The following is a 22572-nucleotide window of genomic DNA, read 5'->3' as shown; positions in this document are numbered from 1 at the left end:
AAATTCTATACTTATAGTATAGAAACCTAAGGGGGGGTTCGTCATGAGAAACAACAATATGCTGGCTATGATTTTGGCCGGTGGGCGCGGAACCAGATTATACGCGTTAACGAAAAAAATCGCAAAGCCTGCCGTTTATTTCGGTGGCAAATATCGTATTATTGATTTTCCATTAAGCAACTGTGCAAATTCAAACATCAACGTCGTCGGTGTTTTAACGCAGTATGAATCCGTTTTGCTGAATTCGTATGCCGCAGCCGGACAGCGTTGGGGACTTGATACAAGAGATAGTGGTGTCTATGTACTTCCACCACGTGAAAAGGACGGTACAAAGTTTGATGTATATCGTGGTACAGCCGATGCGATTACGCAAAATATCGACTTTGTGGATTCTCACGATCCGGATTATATATTGATCCTTTCCGGAGATCACATCTATAAGATGGATTATGCAAAGATGCTTTCCTACCATAAGCAGCGTGGGGCAGATGCAACGATTGCCGTATTGCCGGTGCCGATGAAGGAAGCCAGCCGCTTTGGTATTATGAATACCGATGAAGATGGGCGTATCGTAGAGTTTGAAGAAAAGCCGGAACAGCCAAAGAGCAATTTGGCTTCTATGGGTATTTATATCTTTAATTGGAAGCAGCTGCGTAAAAAACTGATTAGTGATATGGACGATCCAAACAGCAGTCATGACTTCGGTAAGGATATTATTCCGGCTTTCCTAGAGGAAGGAAAAAACTTATATGCTTATAAGTTTGAAGGCTATTGGAAAGATGTCGGAACTGTTGATTCCTTGTGGGAAGCCAACATGGATCTATTGAATAAAAACAATGAATTGGATTTGAATGATCCGGATTGGAAGATTTATACCGAAGATGTCGCAACCGTTCCTCACTTTATCGGACCAGATGGAAAGGTAAACAATGCCTATATTAACCAAGGCTGTAAGATCAACGGGGAAATCAATCACTCTGTGCTCTTTACCAATGTAAAGGTACATACGCATGCGGTAGTTAATGATGCGGTTTTGATGCCGGACGTAGAAATCGGCGAGGGTGCGGTGGTACATCGTGCGATTATTGCCGAGGGTGTTAAAATTGATGCCGGTGCCGTAGTTGGTGATCCAAACAGTGAAAGCATCGAGCTTGTCAGCAAGAGAGTGAGGGGAGAGTAATTATGTGTAACGCATTTGGTATTGTAACGTATGAAGGAATGAATGTGCATGTTAAGGGACTTCAGGATTATCGCCCCGTAGCTGCTTTCTCCTTTTTGGGAAGATATCGTATGATTGACTTTGCATTGTCAAACTTAAGCAATTCGGGAGTAAATCAAATTAAGGTTATGGTACGAGAAAACCCACGCAGCTTACTAGAGCACTTGGGAACCGGTCGCCACTATAACATTAACTCCAAGCGTGGAAAGCTGCATGTTCTTCCGGCTAAGAATATGAATGAAAATGATTTTTACAGCAATGATATCAATTCTTTTATGTATAATATGGAAGCCATCGAAGCAACCAATATGCCGTATGTTATCTTAACACCATGCAATATGGTGTATCGTCAGGATTTTTCGGTATTGTTAGATGCGCATATCGAAAGTCAGGCAGATGTAACGATTTTGTATCAAAATGTGGATAATGCCAAAACCGATTTCATTAACTGTGATACCTTGGAATTGAATAAACAAAAGGGTGTCTTATCCATTGGAAAAAACCGTGGAAATGCTAAAGTGAGAACCATTTCCTTGGAAACATATATCTTGTCAAAGGAATTGTTTATTTCCTTAGTACGCAAGGCTGCGAATACATCTTCTTTGTATTGGTTCCGTGATATTATCAATGATCAATGCTCAGAACTGGATATTCGTGGGTATGCACATCGTGGCTTTGTGGCTTGTGTCAATGATTTTAACAGCTATTATCGTGCCAATATAGATTTATTGAATTATCACAAGGCAATGGAAGTGTTCAATGATGATTGGCCGATTTACACCAGAACCAATGACAGCTGTCCGACACAATATGCGGCAGATGTCAATGTGAAAAACTCCTTGGTATCCAATGGCTGTCTGATTGAAGGAAATTTGGAAAACAGCGTGATCGGACGCGGTGCGGTTATTAAAAAGGGTGCCGTAGTAAAAAACAGTGTCATTCTTCCGGCAGCGTATATTGGGGAAGATGTGCATATTGAAAATGTTGTAGTAGATAAAAAGGCACGCATTGTGCGTAAGAAAGAATTGATTGGCAGTGAGGAACACCCACTGTATGTGAAAAGGAATGATAAAATCTAATGGCTAGAATATTGATGGTTGCATCGGAAGGACTCCCATATATCAAAAGCGGAGGCTTGGCTGATGTTATTGGCTCATTGCCAAAGGAATTAGTAAAAAAAGGACATGAGGTGCGTGTGGTGATGCCGCTGTATGCACCGATTGCACGAAAGTTTCATGATGGCTTTCAATTAGAGGCACAATATACGGTTTCTATTTCTTATCATGAGGTGCCGGTGAATATTTGGTCGCAGATGCAAGGTGATGTGAAGTTCTACTTTGTTGAGCATAAGGGATATTTTGAGCGTGATAATCTATATGGCTATATGGACGATGGTGAACGTTTTGCATATTTCCAAAAAGCTGTTATCGAAATGTTGAACCAATTAAATTATTTTCCGGAAATCATGCACAGTCATGATTGGCATACCGGTATGATTCCGGTTATGTGTAAGGAAGGACATAGCTTTGATGAACGCTATCGCAATATCAAGCATGTTTATACGATTCACAATTTAGCCTATCAGGGAAATTTCGGTGCGGAAATGTTAGATAGCTGTTTAGGCTTGGATTATCGTATTTTCGATAATGGAAATGTTCGCTATGATGGCGGTATCAGCTTTATGAAATCCGGTATCTTGTATGCCGATAAGGTAACGACTGTTTCACCTTCCTATTCACAGGAAATTTTGACTCCACAATATGGGGAACACATGGAAATGGTATTGGAAATGCGCCGTTATGACCTATGGGGTATTACCAATGGTATTGATATCGAATCATGGAATCCAAAGACAGATCCGGAGATTCCTTATCACTTCAATAAAGTCAATGTGAAAAAACAGAAGGCTGCCAATAAGATGGCGTTGCAGCAGGAAATGGGCTTGCAAGTCAATCCCGATGTTATGCTTGTTGGTGTCGTATCGCGTTTGACATGGCAGAAGGGCTTTTATCTATTGATGGAAAAACTGCATGAGCTTTGTCAGATGCCGATTCAGCTATGCGTACTTGGTAGTGGTGAGGAAAGAATCGAGCAGGAAATGGCGCAGTTGGAAAACGGCAATAAAGGAAAAATCGTCTTTTATAAGGGCTATAATGATTCTCTTGCACATCGCATCTATGCGGCAAGCGACTTGTTTTTAATGCCAAGTCTATTTGAACCATGTGGTATTTCACAGCTGATTTCCATGCGTTATGGTACACTTCCACTTGTGCGTGAAACCGGTGGTTTACGTGATACGGTCAATCCATACAATGAATTTGAAAAGAGTGGAAATGGCTTTAGCTTTGCGAACTATAATTCCGATGAATTGATTGGTGTTTTATGGAATGCGATTCATGTTTATTACGATTGTCCGCAGGATTGGAAGATGTTGGTAAGAAATGCGATGAATACCGATGTCAGTTGGGAAGCGAGTGCAAATACATATTGTCAGCTTTATGCACAGCTGCACCCATAATAAGTATTACAAAAGGAAGTTAGTAAAAAGGCTGTTAAGTAAGGGAGTGAACCGAAGCTTACAGCCTTTTGACTTATAGGAGATTGAAAATGAGAAAAGTGAAGAAAGGAATCTTGCTTGCCTTTATCCTCTGTTTGCCCTTTGTGATGATTTGTCATATTGGGAAAAATAAAAAGCAGATAGAGAATCTCCAAAGCGGAAAAATACAAATGGAGGAAGGATATATTCCGACAAGTGCTCTTCACCCATGGGCAGCGTATCTATGGATATTTCCCTATGGCATTGTCGAAGTCGTAGCTGTTACATTTTATCTTATCTATCGGCAGGATTAGAATGCGGAATCAATACATAAAAAAAGAAATCGCCGTCTGCGATTTCTTTTAAATATACGTGATGGTTAAGCCACCGAATACAATTTTTCCCTGTAAAATAAGCTTTGAGGTTGTTGTATTTTCACAATGGTACGTTTCCTCACTTCCACCGAAAACAAATTCAACATGATTTTCAACGCACCAGTCCTTCGGTACAAACAATTCGATACCACAGAAAGAGCCTTCGATGTTGATATAAGCACAGTCATTTTTTAAAGTGGCATTGTCAAGAAAGATCTTACTGCTGCCGAAGCTGCACTGTACATCGGCATATTCAAACTGTGTAGAGTTAATATATTGAATGCTCTCCTTAAAGGAGGTTTGAAATCGCATATCGGAATCATCATACTCCTGTTTATTTTCATATTTATAATATTCTTCTTGGTCTTTATACTTATAAGGACAATATCGTTTTTTAGGGAATAGAAAGGAAAAACCGATGCTCAGCAGCGCTGCTGCCAACAAAATGGTCCATGGACCGATAAAATCAATACCAAGGAAATCATCATATTGAATACATAATAAGGCAATAGGGAAAATGATACCACTTGGACTACGATAGGCAATCCCTTTTCCAAGACAATATAATAAGATAAAGCTGATAAAAAGTGAAAGGATATTCAAATCTCCCAATATGCCGGTAGGGCTTATCAAAATCAGAATTGCTCCGGCAATAAACAGCAATCCCCAAAATACTCTTGATTTTTTCATACTTATTTACCTCTTTTCTAAGCGTTCTTTTAACGCTTTGTAATAGTAACGCGAAGCATATACCTGCTTATGTGTATCCTTGAATGCAATCGTACAGGCACGCAGAGAATAGGTCATAGCGTAGATTGCCTGTGTATTTACGATAGCCGATTTTGAGATACGCATAAAATACCATGGCAATAGTTTTTCAAGCTCATATAGCTTATGCTTGGTTTGAAAGACATTGGATAGGGTGTGAGCTTGAATTTCCTTACCCTCGGTTTCAAAAAACAAAATTTCCTTTAAAGGAAGATAATATACGGTAGCTTCCTTATAGAGTGGAATGCTGGCGTCCTTTTGAAGATAATCGGAAAGCGTGCTTACCAACTGAGCGGTGGCTTCATTCATTTCCGTACTGCGTATGATGATTTCCGGCTCCTTTAAATCATCGGCAATTTCTAAGCGAATCTTCATTGCATCACCACCTTCCATGTCTATAATGTAACCATAGAAGATAAGGAAAGTAAATTCTTTTTATGCAAGAGGGCATTTTCGATAGGTAAGTGGTCATAAAAATATTTTAACAGGACAAAACAGGAGTAGAAATCATAAATAAAAAGAGTTGTATGGGAAAAGATGCGGAAATCTTTGTAACAAATTTTCAAAGGTATTGACTTAGCTGACTTTTCTCATTATAATTTATTAAAATATTGATTAAAATTATTAAAAATCAATAGGAAAAGGAGATCTGAACTTATGGCTTATTTCTTTGATGAACCCTCACGTACATTTAGTGAATATCTGCTTGTTCCGGGATATTCCAGTGCCGAATGTACACCGGCAAATGTTTCGTTAAAAACACCTTTGGTAAAATTCCGTAAAGGTGAAAAATCCGCAATCGAATTGAATATTCCGATGGTATCTGCAATCATGCAGTCTGTTTCCGGTGAACGCATGGCATGTGCGTTGGCTCGAGAAGGAGGTATTTCCTTCATTTACGGCTCACAATCCGTAGAAGATGAGGCGGCAATGGTTCGTCGTGTAAAGGCGACGAAGGCAGGCTTTGTTTACAGTGATTCCAATATTCGCCCTGATGCAACTCTTCAAGAAGTTTTGGCATTAAAGGAAAGAAACGGACATGCGACTATGGCTGTTACGGAAGATGGTACGGCGAATGGCAAATTGGTCGGAATCATTACCAGTCGTGATTATCGTGTAACACGCATGGATCTAAATACGAAAGTTGAGGATTTCATGACTCCGTTTGATAAATTGATTTGCGCTAAAGAAGGCTGTTCTTTATCAGAAGCAAATGATATTATTTGGGAGCATAAGCTAAATCAGCTGCCAATCATTGATGATCAGCAAAATTTGGTTGCTTTCGTATTCCGCAAGGATTACGATTCTCATAAAGAAAATCCAAACGAAGTGCTTGATGCCAAAAAACGTTATTTGGTTGGAGCCGGTGTAAACACACGGGATTATGAAACTCGTATTCCTGCGCTTGTAGAAGCAGGAGCCGATGTTTTATGTATTGATTCCAGTGAAGGCTTTAGCGAATGGCAAGCTAGAACATTGGCTTGGGTTCGTGAACGCTATGGGGATAGTGTAAAGATCGGTGCCGGAAATGTTGTAGATGCTGAAGGCTTCCGTTTCTTAGCCGAGGCAGGTGCAGACTTTATTAAAATCGGTATCGGCGGTGGTTCCATCTGTATCACTCGTGAGCAGAAAGGTATCGGACGCGGTCAGGCAACAGCAACGATTGAGGTTGCGAAGGCACGTGATGAATATTATAAAGAAACCGGTATTTATATTCCTATTTGTTCAGATGGCGGTATTGTACATGACTATCACATTACCTTAGCACTTGCTATGGGAGCAGATTTTGTTATGTTGGGACGCTATTTCTCAAGATTTGAAGAATCCCCAACGAAGAAGGTTACGGTAAATGGTACCTATATGAAGGAATATTGGGGAGAAGGAAGTGCAAGAGCACGCAACTGGCAGCGCTATGACATGGGTGGAAACCAAAAGCTTTCCTTTGTCGAAGGTGTTGATTCCTATGTTCCTTATGCCGGAGCCTTAAAGGACAATGTTGATCTTACCTTAAGCAAGGTAAAGCATACGATGTGTAACTGCGGAGCCTTAACGATTCCTGAATTGCAGGAAAAAGCAAAGATTACGCTGGTATCTTCTACAAGTATCGTAGAGGGTGGAGCGCATGATGTTGTTGTAAAAGATAATACTTACGATGCAAAAGTAAAATAAAGAAGTGGCGGAGCAATGTATGACTTGCTCCGTTTTTCTTTATTAGGCTGTTTTTCATTGTGAAAACATGCACAAAAATCTTTTACGTTATTCAAGATAGTGATATAATAGATATGCTATATAAGGAGGATTTTACGAATGGCAAAAAGAACTGTTAAAGATTTGGACGTTGCCGGAAAACGCGTTATTGTACGCTGCGATTTCAACGTACCAAGAAAAGATGGAAAAATTACAAATGATAACCGTATCATTCAGGCATTGCCAACCATCAAATACCTGATTGAAAACAATGCGAAAATTATTTTGATGTCTCACTTAGGAAAAGTAAAGACCGAAGAGGACAAGGCAAAAAACGATTTGCGTTGTGTAGCAGATCGCTTGAGTGAATTGGTAGATACAAAGGTAACATTTGTACCGGTAACAAGAGGTGCAGAATTGGAAGAAGCTGTTGCGGCATTGAACGATGGTGAAATCGTTGTTATGCAGAACACTCGTTACGAAAAAGGTGAAAGCAAAAATGATGAAGAACTTGCTAAATATTGGGCTAGCCTAGGTGATCTATTTGTAGAAGATGCATTCGGTAGTGTTCACCGTGCTCATGCTTCTACTGCCGGTATCCCTTCGATTCTTCCAAATGCATTGGGCTTCTTGGTAGAAAAAGAAGTAAAAATGTTGGGTGCTGCGGTGGATACACCGGAACGTCCGTTTGTTGCAATCATCGGTGGTGCAAAAGTATCTGATAAGATCGCCGTTGTTGATAACCTATTGAAGAAAGCCGATAAAGTATTGATCGGTGGAGGAATGGCTTATACATTCTTGAAGGCTATGGGTTATAACGTTGGTAAATCACTAGTAGAAGAAGATAAGCTTGAACTTGCAAAGGAATATCTTGCAAAAGCAGAAGGAAAACTTGTTTTACCGGTTGATCATGTATGTGCAGATGCATTTGCAGAAGATGCAAAAACAGTTGTTGCGGATAATGAAAATATCCCTGCTGACTACATGGGCTTGGATATCGGTCCAAAATCTGTGGCATTGTATAAAGAAGCACTTGCAGGTGCAAAAACAGTTGTATGGAACGGACCTATGGGTGTATTCGAAATGAAACCATTTGCAAATGGTACATTAGAAGTTTGTACAGCTATTTCCGAACTTCCTGGAGCTACTACGGTAATCGGTGGCGGAGATTCTGCGGCAGCAGCTATTCAGTTAGGCTTTGCAGAAAAATTCTCTCACATCTCAACTGGTGGAGGTGCTTCACTAGAATATATGGAAGGTAAGGAATTACCAGGTATTGCAGTTATTGCAGAAAAATAAATAATATATAGGAGAAGAACATGAGAAAACCAATTATTGTCGGAAACTGGAAAATGAACAAAACAATTGCGGAAGCAGTTGAATTTATTAAAGCAGTTGATCCTGTTTGCCATGATGGAGCTACCTTTGGTGTAGGAACTTCTTTCTTGGCATTGAATGAATCTATCAAAAATGCAAAAAACTTGATTATTGCAGCTGAAAACTGCCATTTCAAAGACAGCGGAGCTTTCACTGGTGAAGTGAGCGTGCCAATGCTTGAAGAAATCGGTTTGAAATATTGCATTATCGGTCATTCAGAACGTCGTGAAATGTTCGGGGATACTGATGAAACAGTAAATTTGAAAGCTAAACGTTTGATTGATGCGGGAATTACTCCGATTCTTTGTATCGGTGAAACAGAAGCACAGTATGATGCCGGAGAAACTGAAAAGGTTATCCGTGAACAGTTGAGCGGAAGTTTAGCTGATCTTTGCCCTAAATGTGTAGCAAACATGGTTGTTGCTTATGAACCGATTTGGGCAATCGGAACCGGTAAATCTGCGACAAAAGAAGATGCACAGAAATGTTGTGCAATCGTTCGTGATCAGGTAAGAGTAATGTATGGCGATGAAGCAGCAGACAACGTACGTATTCAGTACGGAGGATCTGTAAAACCTGAAAACATCGTTGAATACATGGCTTGTCCGGATATTGACGGTGCATTGATTGGTGGAGCAAGCTTAAAGGCAGACAGCTTCATTGACATCATCAATAAAGTTAAGTAATTATTATTAAGTAAAGCTAAAAAGTGGTGTATTGTATAATAAGCAATATGCCGCTTTTTATATTTTCAATAAATTTTATATCTAATTTTCGATTATTCGCATAAACATTATATTTTCAAGCGTTTTGAAGTTTAGTAAATTGCTCATTTTACCACGAATTTATCATGATTGAATAGGTATTGATATCGCTACAAAAGAATGCTTAATAGACCCTAAATGACGTCCTTTTAAAAAGCAGTTAATCCTAAGACTAACTGCTTTATGTGTATAGATATTAAATTTTATTAGAATCTATCAGTGTCCTAAATCTTAAATACTAAGATAGCTTTATCAGTTCCGATCGTAGACATTGTTACTAATTTATATCCTTTGTTCAGCATTTCCTCTGATTTTTTCTCAATAGCTTTTGCTAAATCTTCTACACCAGTAGAACATTCTACAACAACTGATTGATAGACTAAATTGAACATTTTATTTATCCATCTCCTTATTTGATTTTAGAGTAAATAGAATTTACCATTATTTCTTTTCTTCTTTTTAATCTTTTTTATTTTTTCTATCCCACCAAGTACCTGCTAATGAGCAACTTCCACCCATAACTATAAAGACAATCATAATAAGCCAAAATTCCATGATTTTTCCTCCCTTTTAAATTAAGTGCTGACAAATTAAAATTACAACAAAACATATAATAAGTGCGATTACACCTGCAATGAATGCAAATATGATTTTTTGATAATTTCTTTTTCCTATTTCTTGTTGTGTTTCATCATGCGTTAATTGTTTTCCGTCAATAGATGCCAAAATTTCTTTATAGGTTTGAATATCATGGCTCTTTTTGAATTTTTCAATCTTACTTGCTGTATAAAGCGTTATTGCGAACAAGCATAACCAGATAACAATTCCTATATTTCCCTTAATACTAAATAAAGGATAGGAACTTACAGCTACAACTATCAATTCAATTAGGAAAACTACACTTATCACATTAAACTTTGTAATTGTTGCTTTTTCTACAATCTCCCTCATCTCCTTTATATCTTCTTTTATAAAATTATCCAAAGATACGTTGAAGATATTAGATAAAGTAATCAAACTTTTAATATCTGGACAACTTTTATTCGTTTCCCAGTTAGAAATTGTTTGTCTTGAAACAAATATTTTAAGAGCTAGTTCCTCTTGAGAAATTTTTTGTTGTTCTCTAAATTTCTTGATTTGTAATCCAATATCCACCTTGAATCTTCTCCTTTATTATATTTAAATATAACTATTTTGTCTGTCAAAAGTCTTTGACATTGACCTTTTCCTTTATCAAAATAGGTTTACATGGTTTGAAATAGAACATTCCCAATAATTATAGCTAGTTTCATATATAAGTTACAAGACATTTTATATTTTATTTTAAACTCCATAACATTATATCTCTAAGTATATGGATAAGTCTTGATAAGATAATTAAACTATAATAATATTGAAACACTATTTAGATTAAAAAAGCGATTACCTCTAAGATTAACCGCTTTTTATACATTAAACATTTTCTCAATTATTCTTTTCTATGAAGCTAGTGCTATTCTCGGTCGAAATACTTTTAGATACCGGCATATTAAATATTACCAATAAGATAGTAAAAAGTACCATTATCAATAAAATGATGCCGATAGTTTTCCAAATTTTTCTATTACGACGATTCTTGATTGCCAACTGTTCACTGATTTTTGCAAGTTGTTCTGCAACTGCGTTTTCATCAATTTCATCACTGATTGTACTACCGAGCAATATACTTACTTTTGTATCCAATATATCCGCTATTTTAGAGAGAATATGCGCATCGGGAACAGATAATCCTTTCTCCCATTTGCTTACTGTTTGTCTTACGACATTCAGCTTTATTGCAAGTTCTTCCTGTGTATATCCTTTTGCTTTTCGCATGGTTTTTAAATTCTCGCAAAACATTTCTATTCCTCCTTGTAATATTTGATGATAATAGTTTATATAAATATGCTCGTTGCCTCAAGCAATACATATTAACATTATAATTACACCACTTTTGTGTTAAAACAATTTTTATAGATTTTCATTTTTTATGGTTTGTAGTCGTATTACCTTATGAGATACCAAAGAGTAGCTCTAAAACAAAAGGAGGAAAAATATAGGATATATCGAATGGAGAATGCTGGAAGGGTATGCTAAGCTTTATATAAAGTAAGAACTTAAAAAACACATAAAAAACGAGGGATATACGATCGTTCGATATGGCTGATGCTAGGTGTTGAAGAAAAGCTCCGTCATAAAATCAAGCGAAGAATAAAGCTTTTTCATTTGTCTAAATGCTTTAATTTCATAAGCAGGTTTTTTATAAACGGGATAGAGCATACAGCAAATCCAAGCATTGCACCGCTGATGTTTAAAAGATAATCATCAATATCCATAGATCCGGTAAAGCTTAAAAGCTGTAAGCATTCAACAGCAATAATAAGCAAGCTCATATATCCGAAAAAGGATCGTGCTTTTAGATTCGGATAAAACATACGAACAAAGCATGCAAATGGCAGAAAGGCTACTAAATTACCGATTAAATTCGTAAAGGAGTAGTCGCCATACCATGGTGAATTCCAAACACCGAGCAAGCTTTCGATAGTCGCAAAGGGTTTTAAATTCACTGCATAGCTCCACTGATCTTCCAAAGTTGTCCAATAGCTTTCCACAGCAAAATAGTCTATGCGATCTCTTGCAAATTCTTTTGAAAAGAAAAGCAGGTAACAAAGTCCGGCAGCATAAAGGAAAAAAAGAATATGCCATATATAGCTTGTTTGATGAATAAGCCTAAGCGCAATATAACTGCATAATAAAATAATCAGCAACAGGTATAGAATGGTAGATTTGGGAAGGAAAATATCATGTCGCATAAGCAGATATCCTAAAAGTAGAAAGAGAACTATTGCCACAACAGCAAGCAGCATAGAGCATAATTGAGTAGATTTTTTCATGTTATTACCTCGTGCTATTATTATAACCGAAAAAATATGTCGAAACATTACGAAAAGCTTAAGAAGAAAAAAGAATTGTTTTGAAACAGCTTGTAATTGACGTTAGGTGTTCGCTATACAAATAACCCCGTATAAACAGAAGTATTTATACGAGTCGTAGTTGATGAAAATAAGCTTTTATTATTTAAGCTATTCGGATTTTATTTTTTTCAATAATCCAATGCTTATAAAAATTGCCACAAAGAAAAAGATGCATAAAGGAAAATAAGAAGAAATTGATGGATTGCTTTGGGTAAGTAAACGATAGCCCCATGTTGCAGGAAAGAGAAAACCGATGGTTTCAAGTGTGTTTGGAAGTAGTTTTGTGGAAAACATGATACCGGATAACATAATAGACGGTAAGAAAAGAGCTTGACTATACATGGTTAGCTTTGCTTGGCTTTTAACTCCCAAACCAAGTACACATGCAACAGTAAGTGATACGATAATAAACAAAGCAAGGGTTATGAAATAATGAGGGATATTGGAAGGAATAGCCGCATGAAACATAATCGGAGCAAATATAAAAATAAGTATGCTTGTGATCATCAAGTGAATAAAGGCACTGATTCCCAAAGTAATAATACCAAAGGATAAGGGGATTTTATTTGCCATATACATCTTTTTTATATCCGTCGCATAGATTTCCACCATGGAAGGCGGTACACCTATGAAAGCTCCCATAGAAATTCCCATGATGCTCATAGCCGGTATTAATGTTTGTTTAGCTTCCGGCATTAAAGAGGTAAAAATTCCACCCATGATTAGAAAAAAGAGAAGGGGCACGGCATAGCAGGTTACAAGCAGTGTGTTGCTGCGAAGATCCATTTTAAATTGTACGCTTACCCCATAGAGGATCGTTTTCATTTTCCTGCCTCCTTTGAAAGATTGATAAAATGCTGTTCCAATGTGCCGCGATGCACCTTGATATCATAAATAGGAATATGTTTTTGTTTATATTCCTCTAAAATACGTAATAAGCTATCCGCAACCGAAACAGCAGAATATTCTTCTTCGCCTAATTTGCTTATGATTTTTATTGTATAGCTTTTTCCTACCTTTGATGCCAGCTCATCGGTAGTACCTAAAAAGCTGATGATTCCGTTATTTAAGATAGCGATACGATTGCAAAGTGCTTCTACCTCCGCCATATCATGACTGGAAAGAATAACGGTTGTTCCTTGCTTATTTAATCTTTGAATTTCATTATGCAGCGCTATTCTTCCTTCCACATCAAGCTCGGTTGTCGGTTCATCAAGAAATAAAATATCCGGTTTATCGAGCAAAGCAAGTGCCAAGTGCAAACGTCTTTTTTGTCCGGCAGATAATTTTGAATATAGCTTTTTTTGTAAATCATGTATTCCTAAGTCATTTAACAGGAAAGGATCGATTTTCACGTGCTTTGCTTTTGCGAATAATGAAATAGCTTCGCCTACTTTTATATAAGGGGGCAGAGAGGAAGCTTGTAATTGAACACCGATCGTTCCTGAGATTTTAATCGTACCGGAAGAATAGCTGCGAAAGCCCTCGATACATTCAAGCAGCGTTGTTTTACCGGCACCATTGACACCTAAGATACCAAAGATTTCCCCATGTGCAACATGCAGACTGATTCCCTTTAATACCGCATGCTTTCCATAGTTTTTCTTTACATCAATGATTTCTATTGCGTAGGACATTGGGATTCCTCCTCAAAAGCATGCATGCCGGATTTTTGAAAGTATAGCTCTAATGCCGGCTGTAAATATGCATTTACTGTTTTTTGCTTTTCTAACCACGCATTGTTATCATCACTGAGATCATCAAATTTAACCAATGTGGAAAGCATGCTCATATCCCCATTAGTAAATTCCATTACCATAGCCCAAAACTCCTGAGCCAATGCTTGTGCTTGTGTATCCTCAGGTGCAACATGCGCTTCTTTTAGCTTTATGACCTTATCGCTTATTTCATTAAAGCGCTGCATAAAGTCCATTCCGCTTTCTTTGTCAAAGCGGTTGCGAATGTGATCTAAGGTTGTATCATCGAAATGCTTGATTAACCAATAATATTCATTGTTCATTTGAAGATTAACGATAATGTCGGCATATTTTTTAAAATCCACCTGCTGCATTTGGATTGCCTCCTGTTTTAAAGCTTCAATGGCAGTGAAGGCTTCCTGTAATTGTTGAAGCTTCTGTTGAATCGCAAGGGATTGTTCGTTTAGCACAGCGACCACATCTTTTGGTGTATCCAATGGAATCAGTTTATTTTTTATATCTTTGAGTGAAAAGCCCAAAGATTTTAAAGATTGTATTTGATGAAGCTGTATCATATCCTTATGTGTATAGAGTCTACGTCCTCCCTCACTTTCACCGGTTGGTGTAAGCAAGCCTTCTTTATCGTAATATTGAAGTGTACGTACGGTTGTTCCCATTTTTTTAGCAAGCTCTCCGATGGTCATGAATCCTTGCGGTATGGATTTTTTCTTATTCATAAGCAATTCCTCCTGCTTCTATTATAATTCATGACGTAACGTCATAAGCAAGCGTTATTTTTCAAATCTTCAAAAGAAAGTCTTATTGGATAACAATACTTAATCTTTGTTTTATATCATCAACAAGCGTATAAGTGTTTTAAAAAATAAAACATTTTTTTATAGTATGTCGATACATGAGATGCTTGCAATGTGTAAGGAGAGAATGCGATAATACTTGCTATCAGAAATAAAGGAAGTGATGAAATGAAAGCTATGTTCCTTCATGGCTTGGGGCAGGATTCTTCCGTATGGAAGCAAGTGTTGGATAACATTGATAATCATACAGATGCTTTATGTCCTGATCTATCCACATGGCTTATGAATAAGCAGACATGTTACTTATCTTTGTATCAAGAATTGGAAAGACAATGTGCAAAGCTTCCCAAACCGATGGACTTATGTGGAATATCCTTAGGTGGTATTTTAGCAATGCAATATGCTATCGAACATAAAGATGAGGTGCATTCTCTTGTGCTGATTGCGACACAATATACTATGCCAAAGGGCTTGTTGAAACTGCAAAATATACTCTTTCATTTCATGCCGAGAGCTGCATTTACGAGCATGGGATTTCAGAAAAAGGATTTTATTCAGCTATGCAAATCAATGATTGATCTTGATTTTTGTGATTCTCTTGCCATGCTTACTTGTCCGATACTCATTGTATGTGGTGAAAAGGATCGAGCGAATAAGAAAGCCGCCATTCAGCTGCAAGCACGAATCCCTCATGCCAAGCTTGTCATAATTGCCGATGTTGGGCATGAAGTAAATGTAGATGCTCCTATTGAATTAGGTAAGGAAATAAAAGATTTCTATGAAGAGGTAAGATCCAAGGAGCGAAGCGATACGATTTGCATATAAAAAAGACAGCCTAAAGTAAGCTGTCAAAGGGGTTATGAACAATAGCTTCAAGAAGAAGCTTCGATGTAAGAACAAAGAATAGATTCAAATGGGCAATACTAAAAGAGCTTGTGCATTTTCTGTGGCAGTTTTTTGAGGATTGTTTGAACCAAAGCAATGCTTAGAAAACGGTCGATACAATCGGTGAGCAATTGCACAAGAAAACAGCTCATCGTTAATCCAAGTGGTGTTTTTGCGAGCAGCTGCACAAGTACGGTTGATCCTGATGAGGTAATGCCGCCGAATAGCTTGGCAGTAATGCAGGCACTTAGTAAGGAGGTTGGCAGGGTGATGATCAAAGCCAAAAGTAATCTGCCGCCTTTTTTTAATGTAGGCTTATTCCACAGCCACCCATTCAATGCTCCAAGCAGCATACCGACAGGAAGATAATAAAAGGCATAGACATCACCCATCATTCCTAAAACCAAATTGCTTAAAAGACTTGGAACCATGCCATATATAGGACCGAGAACAGCGGAAATCAGAATTGTTCCGATGCTGTCCAAATAAATGGGAAGATGCAAAAACAATGCAATATATCCGCCGATAATATTTATGACAGCTGCAAATGCTAAAAAAGCAAGCTGTTGGGTACTGATTCCTTTTTTCATACTGTTTCCTCGCTTATGAGATGCTTCAACAAATCCAATTCCTGTGGTGCTTTGTTTAAAAGCTTAGAATAAAAGAGGGTAAAAAATCCTTCAACATCGACCTGATTAAGAACAACGGCATTGGCTTCTTTCTTATAAAAATCGTATGCATCGACAATGCTTTGGCCTCTGGCGATACCGTCAGTGGCAATCTCCAAGGAGGCTGTTATACCCGAGCATAATTCCGGTTTAAGAAAATAAGCAACAGCAAGGGGATCGTTGATAACACAGCCGATGATATGTTCCCATTCCCAATGAAATGTGAAATAGAAATCCGTGATTTTGCGGATAAACGAACCATGCACAGAATCCAGTCTTTCCAGATAAGCCAATAAATTAGGAGTAAGGACGATCTTTCGTGTTACATCTAAGCCGACCATGTGAATCTGCTTATGTATTTTTCGCATCTGTTCATAAACGATTGCCGCCGCATCGGGATCTTCCCAATAATTGTATTCCGCAACCGGAGAACAGTTGCCATGCGAACGGTAATTGCCTCCCATGGAAACAAGCTGATCGATATGGTTAAAAGCTTCCTCGTTTGTTTTGATAAGCAAGGCCAAATTGGTTAATGGTCCAATCGCAATGATTGAGCATATATCCTTTTGTAATGCTTTGGATAAAAAGGTAATAGCATCATCATCTTGACGATACCCCTCAACATTATCCAAAAAGCTTTCTCCCAATCCATCAGCGCCGTGTGTATCTAAGGCATTTATATACGTTTTGCTTAAGGGCTTATCGGCACCGATATAAATGGGGATATCCAAGCGATTCATGTGCTTTAATACTTTTTTTGCATTTTCAAATCCCATTTCCACCGGAGCATTGCCACAGACGATAGTGATACCGATGACTTCGATTTCTTCGCAAGAAAGTGCAAGCATGATGGCTAAGCTGTCATCAATACCGGGATCACAGTCAATGATGACCTTTCTTTTGGTTGTATTGTTCATAGTGCTATTCCTCCATAAAAAAATCATACTTATCCCAATAAGTATGACGAAAAGGTGTTGCTAGTGTAATTTGTCATGACCTATTATTATACTGGGAGGTTAGTAAAACCAGTTCTTATTATTTATAACATAAGTAGGAAACAAAAAACAAGCACTAAGTTGGTTGGATTATCAAAAATCATATATTTACAGATAGGGGCAGCTATTAAAAAAGCATAGGAACCATTCTTTGCGAAGCTATCGAAGGATAATGTAAATGGTATAAGCGACATACGTTAGTACCATTGCCAATCCGGTTTTCTTGTTTAACGGATAAACACGACATATTAACCAGAACACTACACTGATAACGATAAGGATCGTAGTATCTATTAAGGCCGTTTGTGCTACGCTGATTGGGTTTAGGAAAGCAGAAATGCCGAGGATAAAGAAGATATTGAAAAGGTTGGAGCCGATGACATTTCCCATCGCAATTTCATTTTCATTTTTCTTTGCCGCTACAATGGAGGTTACAAGCTCCGGCAGTGAGGTTCCGATAGCAACAACCGTTAGTCCGATCAAAGTTTCACTAAGACCGAGAATGCGTGCTAAGTTTGTAGCACCATCAACGGCTAACTGACCACCGATGATGATACCGGCAACACCGACGATAAGATAAACCATTAACTTTCCATAGGAACGAGGTTCTTCTTTAACTTCTTCCTTTTCTTTTTTAGAATGCTTGATTTGAACAAACAGCATAACTGCAAAGCAAGCTAACAGTACCAAGGCTTCCATACGTGAAATGTGTGCATCAATCAAGAATATAGCCAATAGCAAAGCAGCGAAAGCTGATAAAGGCCAATCACGCTTCATAATGGTTTTGTTTACAACCAAAGGATAAATACAAGCGCTCATACCGGCAACAACAAGAAGGTTAAAAATGTTAGAGCCGACAACGTTTCCAACGGCAATTTCATTGGAGCCATCTAGGGCCGCCGTAACACTTACCGCAAGCTCCGGAAGTGAGGTACCGAAGGCTACGATGGTAAGTCCGATGATTAAGCTGGAAACACCAAGCTTAGCGGCAATACCACTGGCACTGTCCACAAAGAAATCCGCTCCCTTCATCAAAAAGAAAAATCCGAGTGCAATATAAAGCACAGCTACTAATAAATCCATAATCATGTCCTTTCCTGACACAAAAGAAAAGACTCTTATTGTGCCATAACAATAAAAGTCTTGCTGCTTACGAAGTGAACCGGATTGTCTGACAATCGTATTGACGATCACACTTCACGCATCTTGCGTGAGCTACTCCCTTTTAAATTCATCAAGAGTATAGCATAATTTTATAGGTTTGCCTAGCAAAAAGAAAGAAACTTAACATTTCCTTAACACGATAAAAGTCATATACAAACGCAGAAAGTGTAGTATAATATCATTGATTACGAAATAAGCTAGAATACTTGAAGGGTGATACCATGAAAAAAAGAAAACAATCCGCTCCATCTGTTGCATCGGAAGCAATCTATGCACAGAAGGGCTATTATGCTTTAACGAAAAACGATTGGAAACCACGTTTCTTTTCCTTTTTGATTGATGTATGCGTTATGATAGCACCAATCATGATTTGGAATATCATTATGATGGCGGTGCTTGGAAGTATCGTTAGTGTATCCGGTATGGTCATTGTTAATATCGCTATCGGCATTTTATTGATTTTATCCATTTTATGTGCCAATTTTTATATTTATAAGCAAACCGGTGGGCAAAGCTTGGGAATGCGGATTTTCGGATATAAGGTGATAACATCAAACGGGAATGATTGTTCCAATGCCGCATTACTAAGACGTGAGGTCATTGGTTTTGCGATTCCGTTTTTGGTATTGATGTATTTCTTAAATATCTTCGGTGTTGTTTTGTATTGGGCAATCAATGGAATTTTGGTGCTTACGACCAAACAGCAGCGTACACTGCCGGACATGCTGTTTCATACCTGTGTGGTAGGTGTAGCAAAGCAAAAGCGTGTGCGTAGTGTCAAGCCACAGCCGCAATATCGCAGTCGTATTGATTTGCATCTGCACTCCGATTTCAGTGCGAATGGGGAATACAATGTTGAGGAGCTGTTTCAATTAGCGGCGAAAAATAATATGCAAACCATTTCAATTACCGATTTGGATTGTGCGAAGTCCAATCATTTGGCAAAACGTATGAGCGCTTTATATAATGTTGAGTATATTCCGGGCATTGAAATCAATTGTGAATATCAAGGCATTCGTTTACGTGTACTCGGATATTTTATTGATTATACCAATGAGTTGTTCGCAACGATTGAAAATGAAAGCTTAGTGAATGAAAAGCGAGCAAGCATTGCACGTGTACAGAAATTTGAAAAGCTTATCGGCAGACATATTGATATTGACCGCTTGCTACAAAACAATCGTTTTCAAAGATTGCCGGGTGAGTTGATTGCCAAGCATGTATTAACTCGCAGTGAATTTAGTGATTGTGAACTTTTACAGCCATATTTACAATACGATCACATGGAGGAAGCCGCAAGAAAGCTGGCAAAGGATTATTTCAGCTATGGCAAGCCTTGTTATGTACAGGTGAAATATCCTTTGCTGGAGGACGTACTCGAGGTTATAAAAATGAGCGGGGGAGTCAGTGTGTTGGCATATCCGGGACGCTTGTATATGAGTGAACCACAGCTTTTAGACGAACTTGTAAAGCTTGGTATTCAAGGGCTTGAGGTCTTTTATTCCAAGCATACACAAGAGGAAATGAAGGCCTTGATGAAGTATGCAATGACACATAAGCTTTATATTACCGGTGGCAGTGGCTTCTTCCATGAGCAAGGCAGTGCACGCATCGGTATGACACAGTGTCCAAAGGACGGCGAGCGAATCATTCAGGATTTTATCGAAGCCTATCAATAACGCAAGCTTTGTGATAATAGAGCAGAAGAATCCAAGCGTTTTTACGATTTTCCTTGTGTTCTCTTGGATAATTCTATATAATAAGGATACGTTCATAAGGTAAAGACAGGAAGAGTATATTCCGTTCTGATGTCAAAGAGAGTGAGCGGCTGCTGAAAGCTCATCACAGAGGGGAAAGGAAGATGGACCTGGAACTGCTTTTTCGAATAGTTAGAAAAAGACGTAGATCGGCGTTAACGATTTGAGGCATGCTTGGCATGTGAATAAAGGTGGTAACACGAGCTTTCGTCCTTTGGCGGAAGCTTTTTATATTTTGAGGAGGTTTGTATATTATGTGCAACAACTGCAAAGGCAAGTATTACATTACAACAGCAATCGCTTATACATCAGGACGTCCGCATATCGGAAATACATACGAAATCGTTTTGACCGATGCGATTGCACGCTATAAGCGACAGCAGGGCTATGATGTATTTTTTCAAACAGGTACTGATGAACATGGACAGAAAATCGAAGAAAAGGCAAAAGAGGCGGGTATTACTCCAAAGGAATTTGTGGATAATATTGCCGGTATCGTACGTAAAAACTTCGATATGATGAACACAAGCTATGATTATTTTGTACGTACAACCGATGATTATCATGAAAAGCAGGTACAGAAAATCTTTAAGAAGCTGTATGAGCAGGGGGATATTTATAAGAGTACGTATGAGGGAATGTATTGTACGCCGTGTGAATCTTTTTGGACGGAAAGTCAGTTAGTAGATGGGAAATGTCCGGATTGCGGACGGCCGGTAAAAAAAGCAACCGAGGAGGCTTATTTCTTTAATTTACAGAAATATTCGCCACGCTTGATTGAGCATATTGAAACTCACCCGGAATTTATTCAACCGGAATCACGCAAAAATGAAATGATCAATAATTTTTTGAAGCCGGGATTACAAGATCTTTGTGTATCCAGAACCTCTTTTAAATGGGGAATACCGGTTGATTTCGATCCGGATCATGTAGTTTATGTTTGGATTGATGCTTTAAGTAACTATATTACTTCCTTAGGCTTTGATGTTGATGGCAATCATGGTGAGAATTATAAGAAATATTGGCCGGCAGATGTACATATCATCGGTAAGGATATCCTACGGTTCCATACGATTTATTGGCCGATCATGTTAATGGCACTTGGAGAACCACTGCCAAAGCAGGTATTCGGACACCCATGGCTGCTTGTCGGTGATGGCAAGATGTCAAAATCTAAAGGCAATGCAATTTATGCAGATGAGTTGGTGCATTATTTCGGTGTTGATGCGGTTCGTTATTTTGTACTGCATGAAATGCCATTTGCTCAAGATGGTACGATTACTTGGGATTTGATGGTAGAGCGTGTGAATTCCGATTTGGCAAATGTGTTGGGTAACTTGGTGAATCGTACCATTTCTATGCAGAACAAATATTTCCATGGGGTAATTTCCAATCCGATGGAGGGAGATCCACTTGATGCAGAGCTTATTGAATTAGCAGTTGCGACAGTACATAATGTTGATGAAAAGATGGATCAGCTGCGTGTTGGAGAAGCCATTGATGAAATCTTTACGCTGTTGAAGCGCTGCAATAAGTATATTGATGAAACAACCCCTTGGACGCTTGGTAAGGACGAGACTAAGAAGGATCGCTTAGCAACGGTTTTATATAATCTATTGGAGAGCATTCGTTATGCGGCTGTCTTATTAGAAAGCTTTATGCCGGAAACAAGTGAAAAGATCTTAGATCAGCTAAGCACAAGTCGTCGAGATAAGGCGAGTCTTGAAAGCTTCGGACAGTTGGAATGCGGTCATACGGTAGAAGCTAAACCAAGTATTTTATTCCAACGTATCGACCCTAAGGAATTTATGGAAACCTTAGAGGCAGATAAACAGAAGGAAGCTAAGCAAGCCGCTCAAAAGGAAGTTACAAAGGAAAAAGGAAAAGAAGAAATTACTATCGAAGATTTTACAAAAGTAGAATTGAAGGTTGGTACGATTCTTTCAGCGGAAAAGCACCCGAAAGCAGATCGCTTGTTGGTAGAGCAAATTGATTTGGGTGATGAGGTTCGCCAGATTGTCAGCGGTATTGCCTCTACTTTTAAACCGGAGGAAGTTGTCGGTAAAAAGGTTGTTGTTGTATCAAATTTAAAACCGGTAAAGCTTCGTGGAGTAGAGAGCCAAGGTATGATCCTATGTGCTAGCAATGATACAGATTTGGATATTGTCAGCATTGCAAAGGATTTGCCGAATGGTACAAAGGTAAGCTAAGTTTATTAAAAACTTTCAGTGTGATATAGGTGTAATTATACTGAGATTTAATGAGGCAATATTTCATTTGAAAATTGCTTCATTTTTTATATTCTTTTAGAAGAAATGATATCCCAGCATTGCATAAAAGCGCTTACAATGTTAAAATGAGGTTGAAAATATT

22 protein-coding genes and 1 other annotated feature are annotated in these 22572 nt (G+C 38.2%); of the genes, 10 read left to right on the top strand and 12 right to left on the bottom strand.

Annotated elements, in window-relative coordinates; translation table 11 throughout:
- The first annotated feature begins 43 nt into the window (after nt 1-43).
- The 4 genes from EUBDOL_RS09615 to EUBDOL_RS09600 all read left to right on the top strand — a co-directional run bounded on the left by EUBDOL_RS09615 (nt 44) and on the right by EUBDOL_RS09600 (nt 4069).
- Entirely contained in the window at nt 44-1180 is a 1137-nt protein-coding gene (locus EUBDOL_RS09615; RefSeq protein ID WP_004800755.1) for a glucose-1-phosphate adenylyltransferase, read from the top strand.
- 2 nt (nt 1181-1182) lie between these two features.
- Complete coding sequence (gene glgD, locus EUBDOL_RS09610; RefSeq protein ID WP_004800754.1) at nt 1183-2298, top strand: glucose-1-phosphate adenylyltransferase subunit GlgD; 1116 nt, start codon at nt 1183-1185, stop codon at nt 2296-2298.
- A complete protein-coding gene (gene glgA, locus EUBDOL_RS09605) occupies nt 2298-3737 on the top strand; it encodes a glycogen synthase GlgA (RefSeq protein WP_004800753.1) in 1440 nt (479 codons plus the stop codon). Before glgD ends, glgA begins: the two co-directional genes overlap by 1 nt.
- 89 nt (nt 3738-3826) lie before the next feature.
- The gene (locus tag EUBDOL_RS09600; RefSeq protein WP_004800752.1) at nt 3827-4069 is read left to right on the top strand and encodes a hypothetical protein; all 243 of its coding nucleotides are present in this window, start codon (nt 3827-3829) and stop codon (nt 4067-4069) included.
- 48 nt (nt 4070-4117) lie between these two features.
- Here EUBDOL_RS09600 and EUBDOL_RS09595 read toward each other — a convergent pair whose 3' ends face one another.
- Both EUBDOL_RS09595 and EUBDOL_RS09590 read right to left on the bottom strand, forming a co-directional pair.
- Nucleotides 4118-4819, bottom strand: coding sequence for a LiaF transmembrane domain-containing protein (locus EUBDOL_RS09595; RefSeq protein WP_004800751.1), 702 nt, complete (start codon nt 4817-4819; stop codon nt 4118-4120).
- Nucleotides 4820-4825: 6 nt separating this feature from the next.
- Entirely contained in the window at nt 4826-5272 is a 447-nt protein-coding gene (locus EUBDOL_RS09590) for a LytTR family DNA-binding domain-containing protein (RefSeq protein WP_022419808.1), read from the bottom strand.
- Nucleotides 5273-5554: 282 nt separating this feature from the next.
- Here EUBDOL_RS09590 and EUBDOL_RS09585 point away from each other — a divergent pair, with 282 nt between their 5' ends.
- The 3 genes from EUBDOL_RS09585 (at nt 5555) to tpiA (ending at nt 9147) form a co-directional block, all read left to right on the top strand.
- Complete coding sequence (locus tag EUBDOL_RS09585; protein ID WP_004800749.1) at nt 5555-7066, top strand: IMP dehydrogenase; 1512 nt, start codon at nt 5555-5557, stop codon at nt 7064-7066.
- A gap of 138 nt (nt 7067-7204) precedes the next feature.
- The gene (locus EUBDOL_RS09580; protein WP_004800748.1) at nt 7205-8383 is read left to right on the top strand and encodes a phosphoglycerate kinase; all 1179 of its coding nucleotides are present in this window, start codon (nt 7205-7207) and stop codon (nt 8381-8383) included.
- 20 nt (nt 8384-8403) lie between these two features.
- Nucleotides 8404-9147 (top strand): triose-phosphate isomerase, encoded by a 744-nt coding sequence (gene tpiA, locus EUBDOL_RS09575; RefSeq protein ID WP_004800747.1) that lies wholly within the window; start codon nt 8404-8406, stop codon nt 9145-9147.
- A gap of 302 nt (nt 9148-9449) precedes the next feature.
- Here tpiA and EUBDOL_RS11590 read toward each other — a convergent pair whose 3' ends face one another.
- The 7 genes from EUBDOL_RS11590 to EUBDOL_RS09545 all read right to left on the bottom strand — a co-directional run bounded on the left by EUBDOL_RS11590 (nt 9450) and on the right by EUBDOL_RS09545 (nt 14652).
- A complete protein-coding gene (locus EUBDOL_RS11590) occupies nt 9450-9617 on the bottom strand; it encodes a hypothetical protein (protein ID WP_004800746.1) in 168 nt (55 codons plus the stop codon).
- A 178-nt stretch (nt 9618-9795) separates the two neighbouring features.
- A complete protein-coding gene (locus EUBDOL_RS09570; RefSeq protein ID WP_004800745.1) occupies nt 9796-10380 on the bottom strand; it encodes a helix-turn-helix domain-containing protein in 585 nt (194 codons plus the stop codon).
- A gap of 309 nt (nt 10381-10689) precedes the next feature.
- Nucleotides 10690-11103 carry a helix-turn-helix domain-containing protein gene (locus tag EUBDOL_RS09565; protein ID WP_040463798.1) on the bottom strand — a complete coding sequence of 138 codons (414 nt, stop codon included), beginning with the start codon at nt 11101-11103 and terminating at the stop codon, nt 10690-10692.
- A 362-nt stretch (nt 11104-11465) separates the two neighbouring features.
- Nucleotides 11466-12137, bottom strand: coding sequence for a VanZ family protein (locus tag EUBDOL_RS09560; RefSeq protein ID WP_040463797.1), 672 nt, complete (start codon nt 12135-12137; stop codon nt 11466-11468).
- A gap of 189 nt (nt 12138-12326) precedes the next feature.
- On the bottom strand, nt 12327-13043 hold the full coding sequence (locus tag EUBDOL_RS09555; protein ID WP_004800742.1) for an ABC transporter permease: 717 nt from the start codon (nt 13041-13043) through the stop codon (nt 12327-12329).
- The gene (locus tag EUBDOL_RS09550; RefSeq protein ID WP_004800741.1) at nt 13040-13855 is read right to left on the bottom strand and encodes an ABC transporter ATP-binding protein; all 816 of its coding nucleotides are present in this window, start codon (nt 13853-13855) and stop codon (nt 13040-13042) included. Before EUBDOL_RS09550 ends, EUBDOL_RS09555 begins: the two co-directional genes overlap by 4 nt.
- Nucleotides 13840-14652 (bottom strand): MerR family transcriptional regulator, encoded by an 813-nt coding sequence (locus EUBDOL_RS09545; RefSeq protein WP_004800740.1) that lies wholly within the window; start codon nt 14650-14652, stop codon nt 13840-13842. Before EUBDOL_RS09545 ends, EUBDOL_RS09550 begins: the two co-directional genes overlap by 16 nt.
- Before the next feature lie 246 nt (nt 14653-14898).
- On the opposite strand from EUBDOL_RS09545, the gene EUBDOL_RS09540 reads away from it, so the two are divergent.
- Nucleotides 14899-15555 carry an alpha/beta fold hydrolase gene (locus EUBDOL_RS09540; protein WP_004800739.1) on the top strand — a complete coding sequence of 219 codons (657 nt, stop codon included), beginning with the start codon at nt 14899-14901 and terminating at the stop codon, nt 15553-15555.
- Between the two features lie 98 nt (nt 15556-15653).
- Here the strand turns inward: EUBDOL_RS09540 and EUBDOL_RS09535 are convergent, their stop codons facing one another.
- From EUBDOL_RS09535 to EUBDOL_RS09525, 3 genes are all read right to left on the bottom strand, one after another.
- Nucleotides 15654-16205 carry a hypothetical protein gene (locus EUBDOL_RS09535; RefSeq protein WP_004800738.1) on the bottom strand — a complete coding sequence of 184 codons (552 nt, stop codon included), beginning with the start codon at nt 16203-16205 and terminating at the stop codon, nt 15654-15656.
- Nucleotides 16202-17200: a nucleoside hydrolase gene (locus tag EUBDOL_RS09530; RefSeq protein ID WP_022419831.1), complete on the bottom strand. Its 999-nt coding sequence runs from the start codon at nt 17198-17200 to the stop codon at nt 16202-16204. The genes EUBDOL_RS09535 and EUBDOL_RS09530 overlap by 4 nt, the downstream gene beginning before the upstream one ends.
- Nucleotides 17201-17437: 237 nt before the next feature.
- Entirely contained in the window at nt 17438-18361 is a 924-nt protein-coding gene (locus EUBDOL_RS09525) for a calcium/sodium antiporter (protein ID WP_040463845.1), read from the bottom strand.
- Between the two features lie 302 nt (nt 18362-18663).
- Here EUBDOL_RS09525 and EUBDOL_RS09520 point away from each other — a divergent pair, with 302 nt between their 5' ends.
- Nucleotides 18664-20121: an RDD family protein gene (locus EUBDOL_RS09520; protein WP_004800735.1), complete on the top strand. Its 1458-nt coding sequence runs from the start codon at nt 18664-18666 to the stop codon at nt 20119-20121.
- A gap of 93 nt (nt 20122-20214) precedes the next feature.
- Nucleotides 20215-20417, top strand: a binding site (T-box leader).
- 36 nt (nt 20418-20453) lie between these two features.
- Entirely contained in the window at nt 20454-22409 is a 1956-nt protein-coding gene (gene metG, locus EUBDOL_RS09515) for a methionine--tRNA ligase (protein WP_004800734.1), read from the top strand.
- Nucleotides 22410-22572: the final 163 nt, after the last annotated feature.

It is taken from the genome of Amedibacillus dolichus DSM 3991 (assembly GCF_000154285.1).
Classification (GTDB): Bacteria; Bacillota_I; Bacilli_A; order Erysipelotrichales; family Erysipelotrichaceae; genus Amedibacillus; species Amedibacillus dolichus.
The sequence above is the reverse complement of the archived record's forward strand: the minus strand, read 5'-3'. Positions and strand labels throughout refer to the sequence as shown.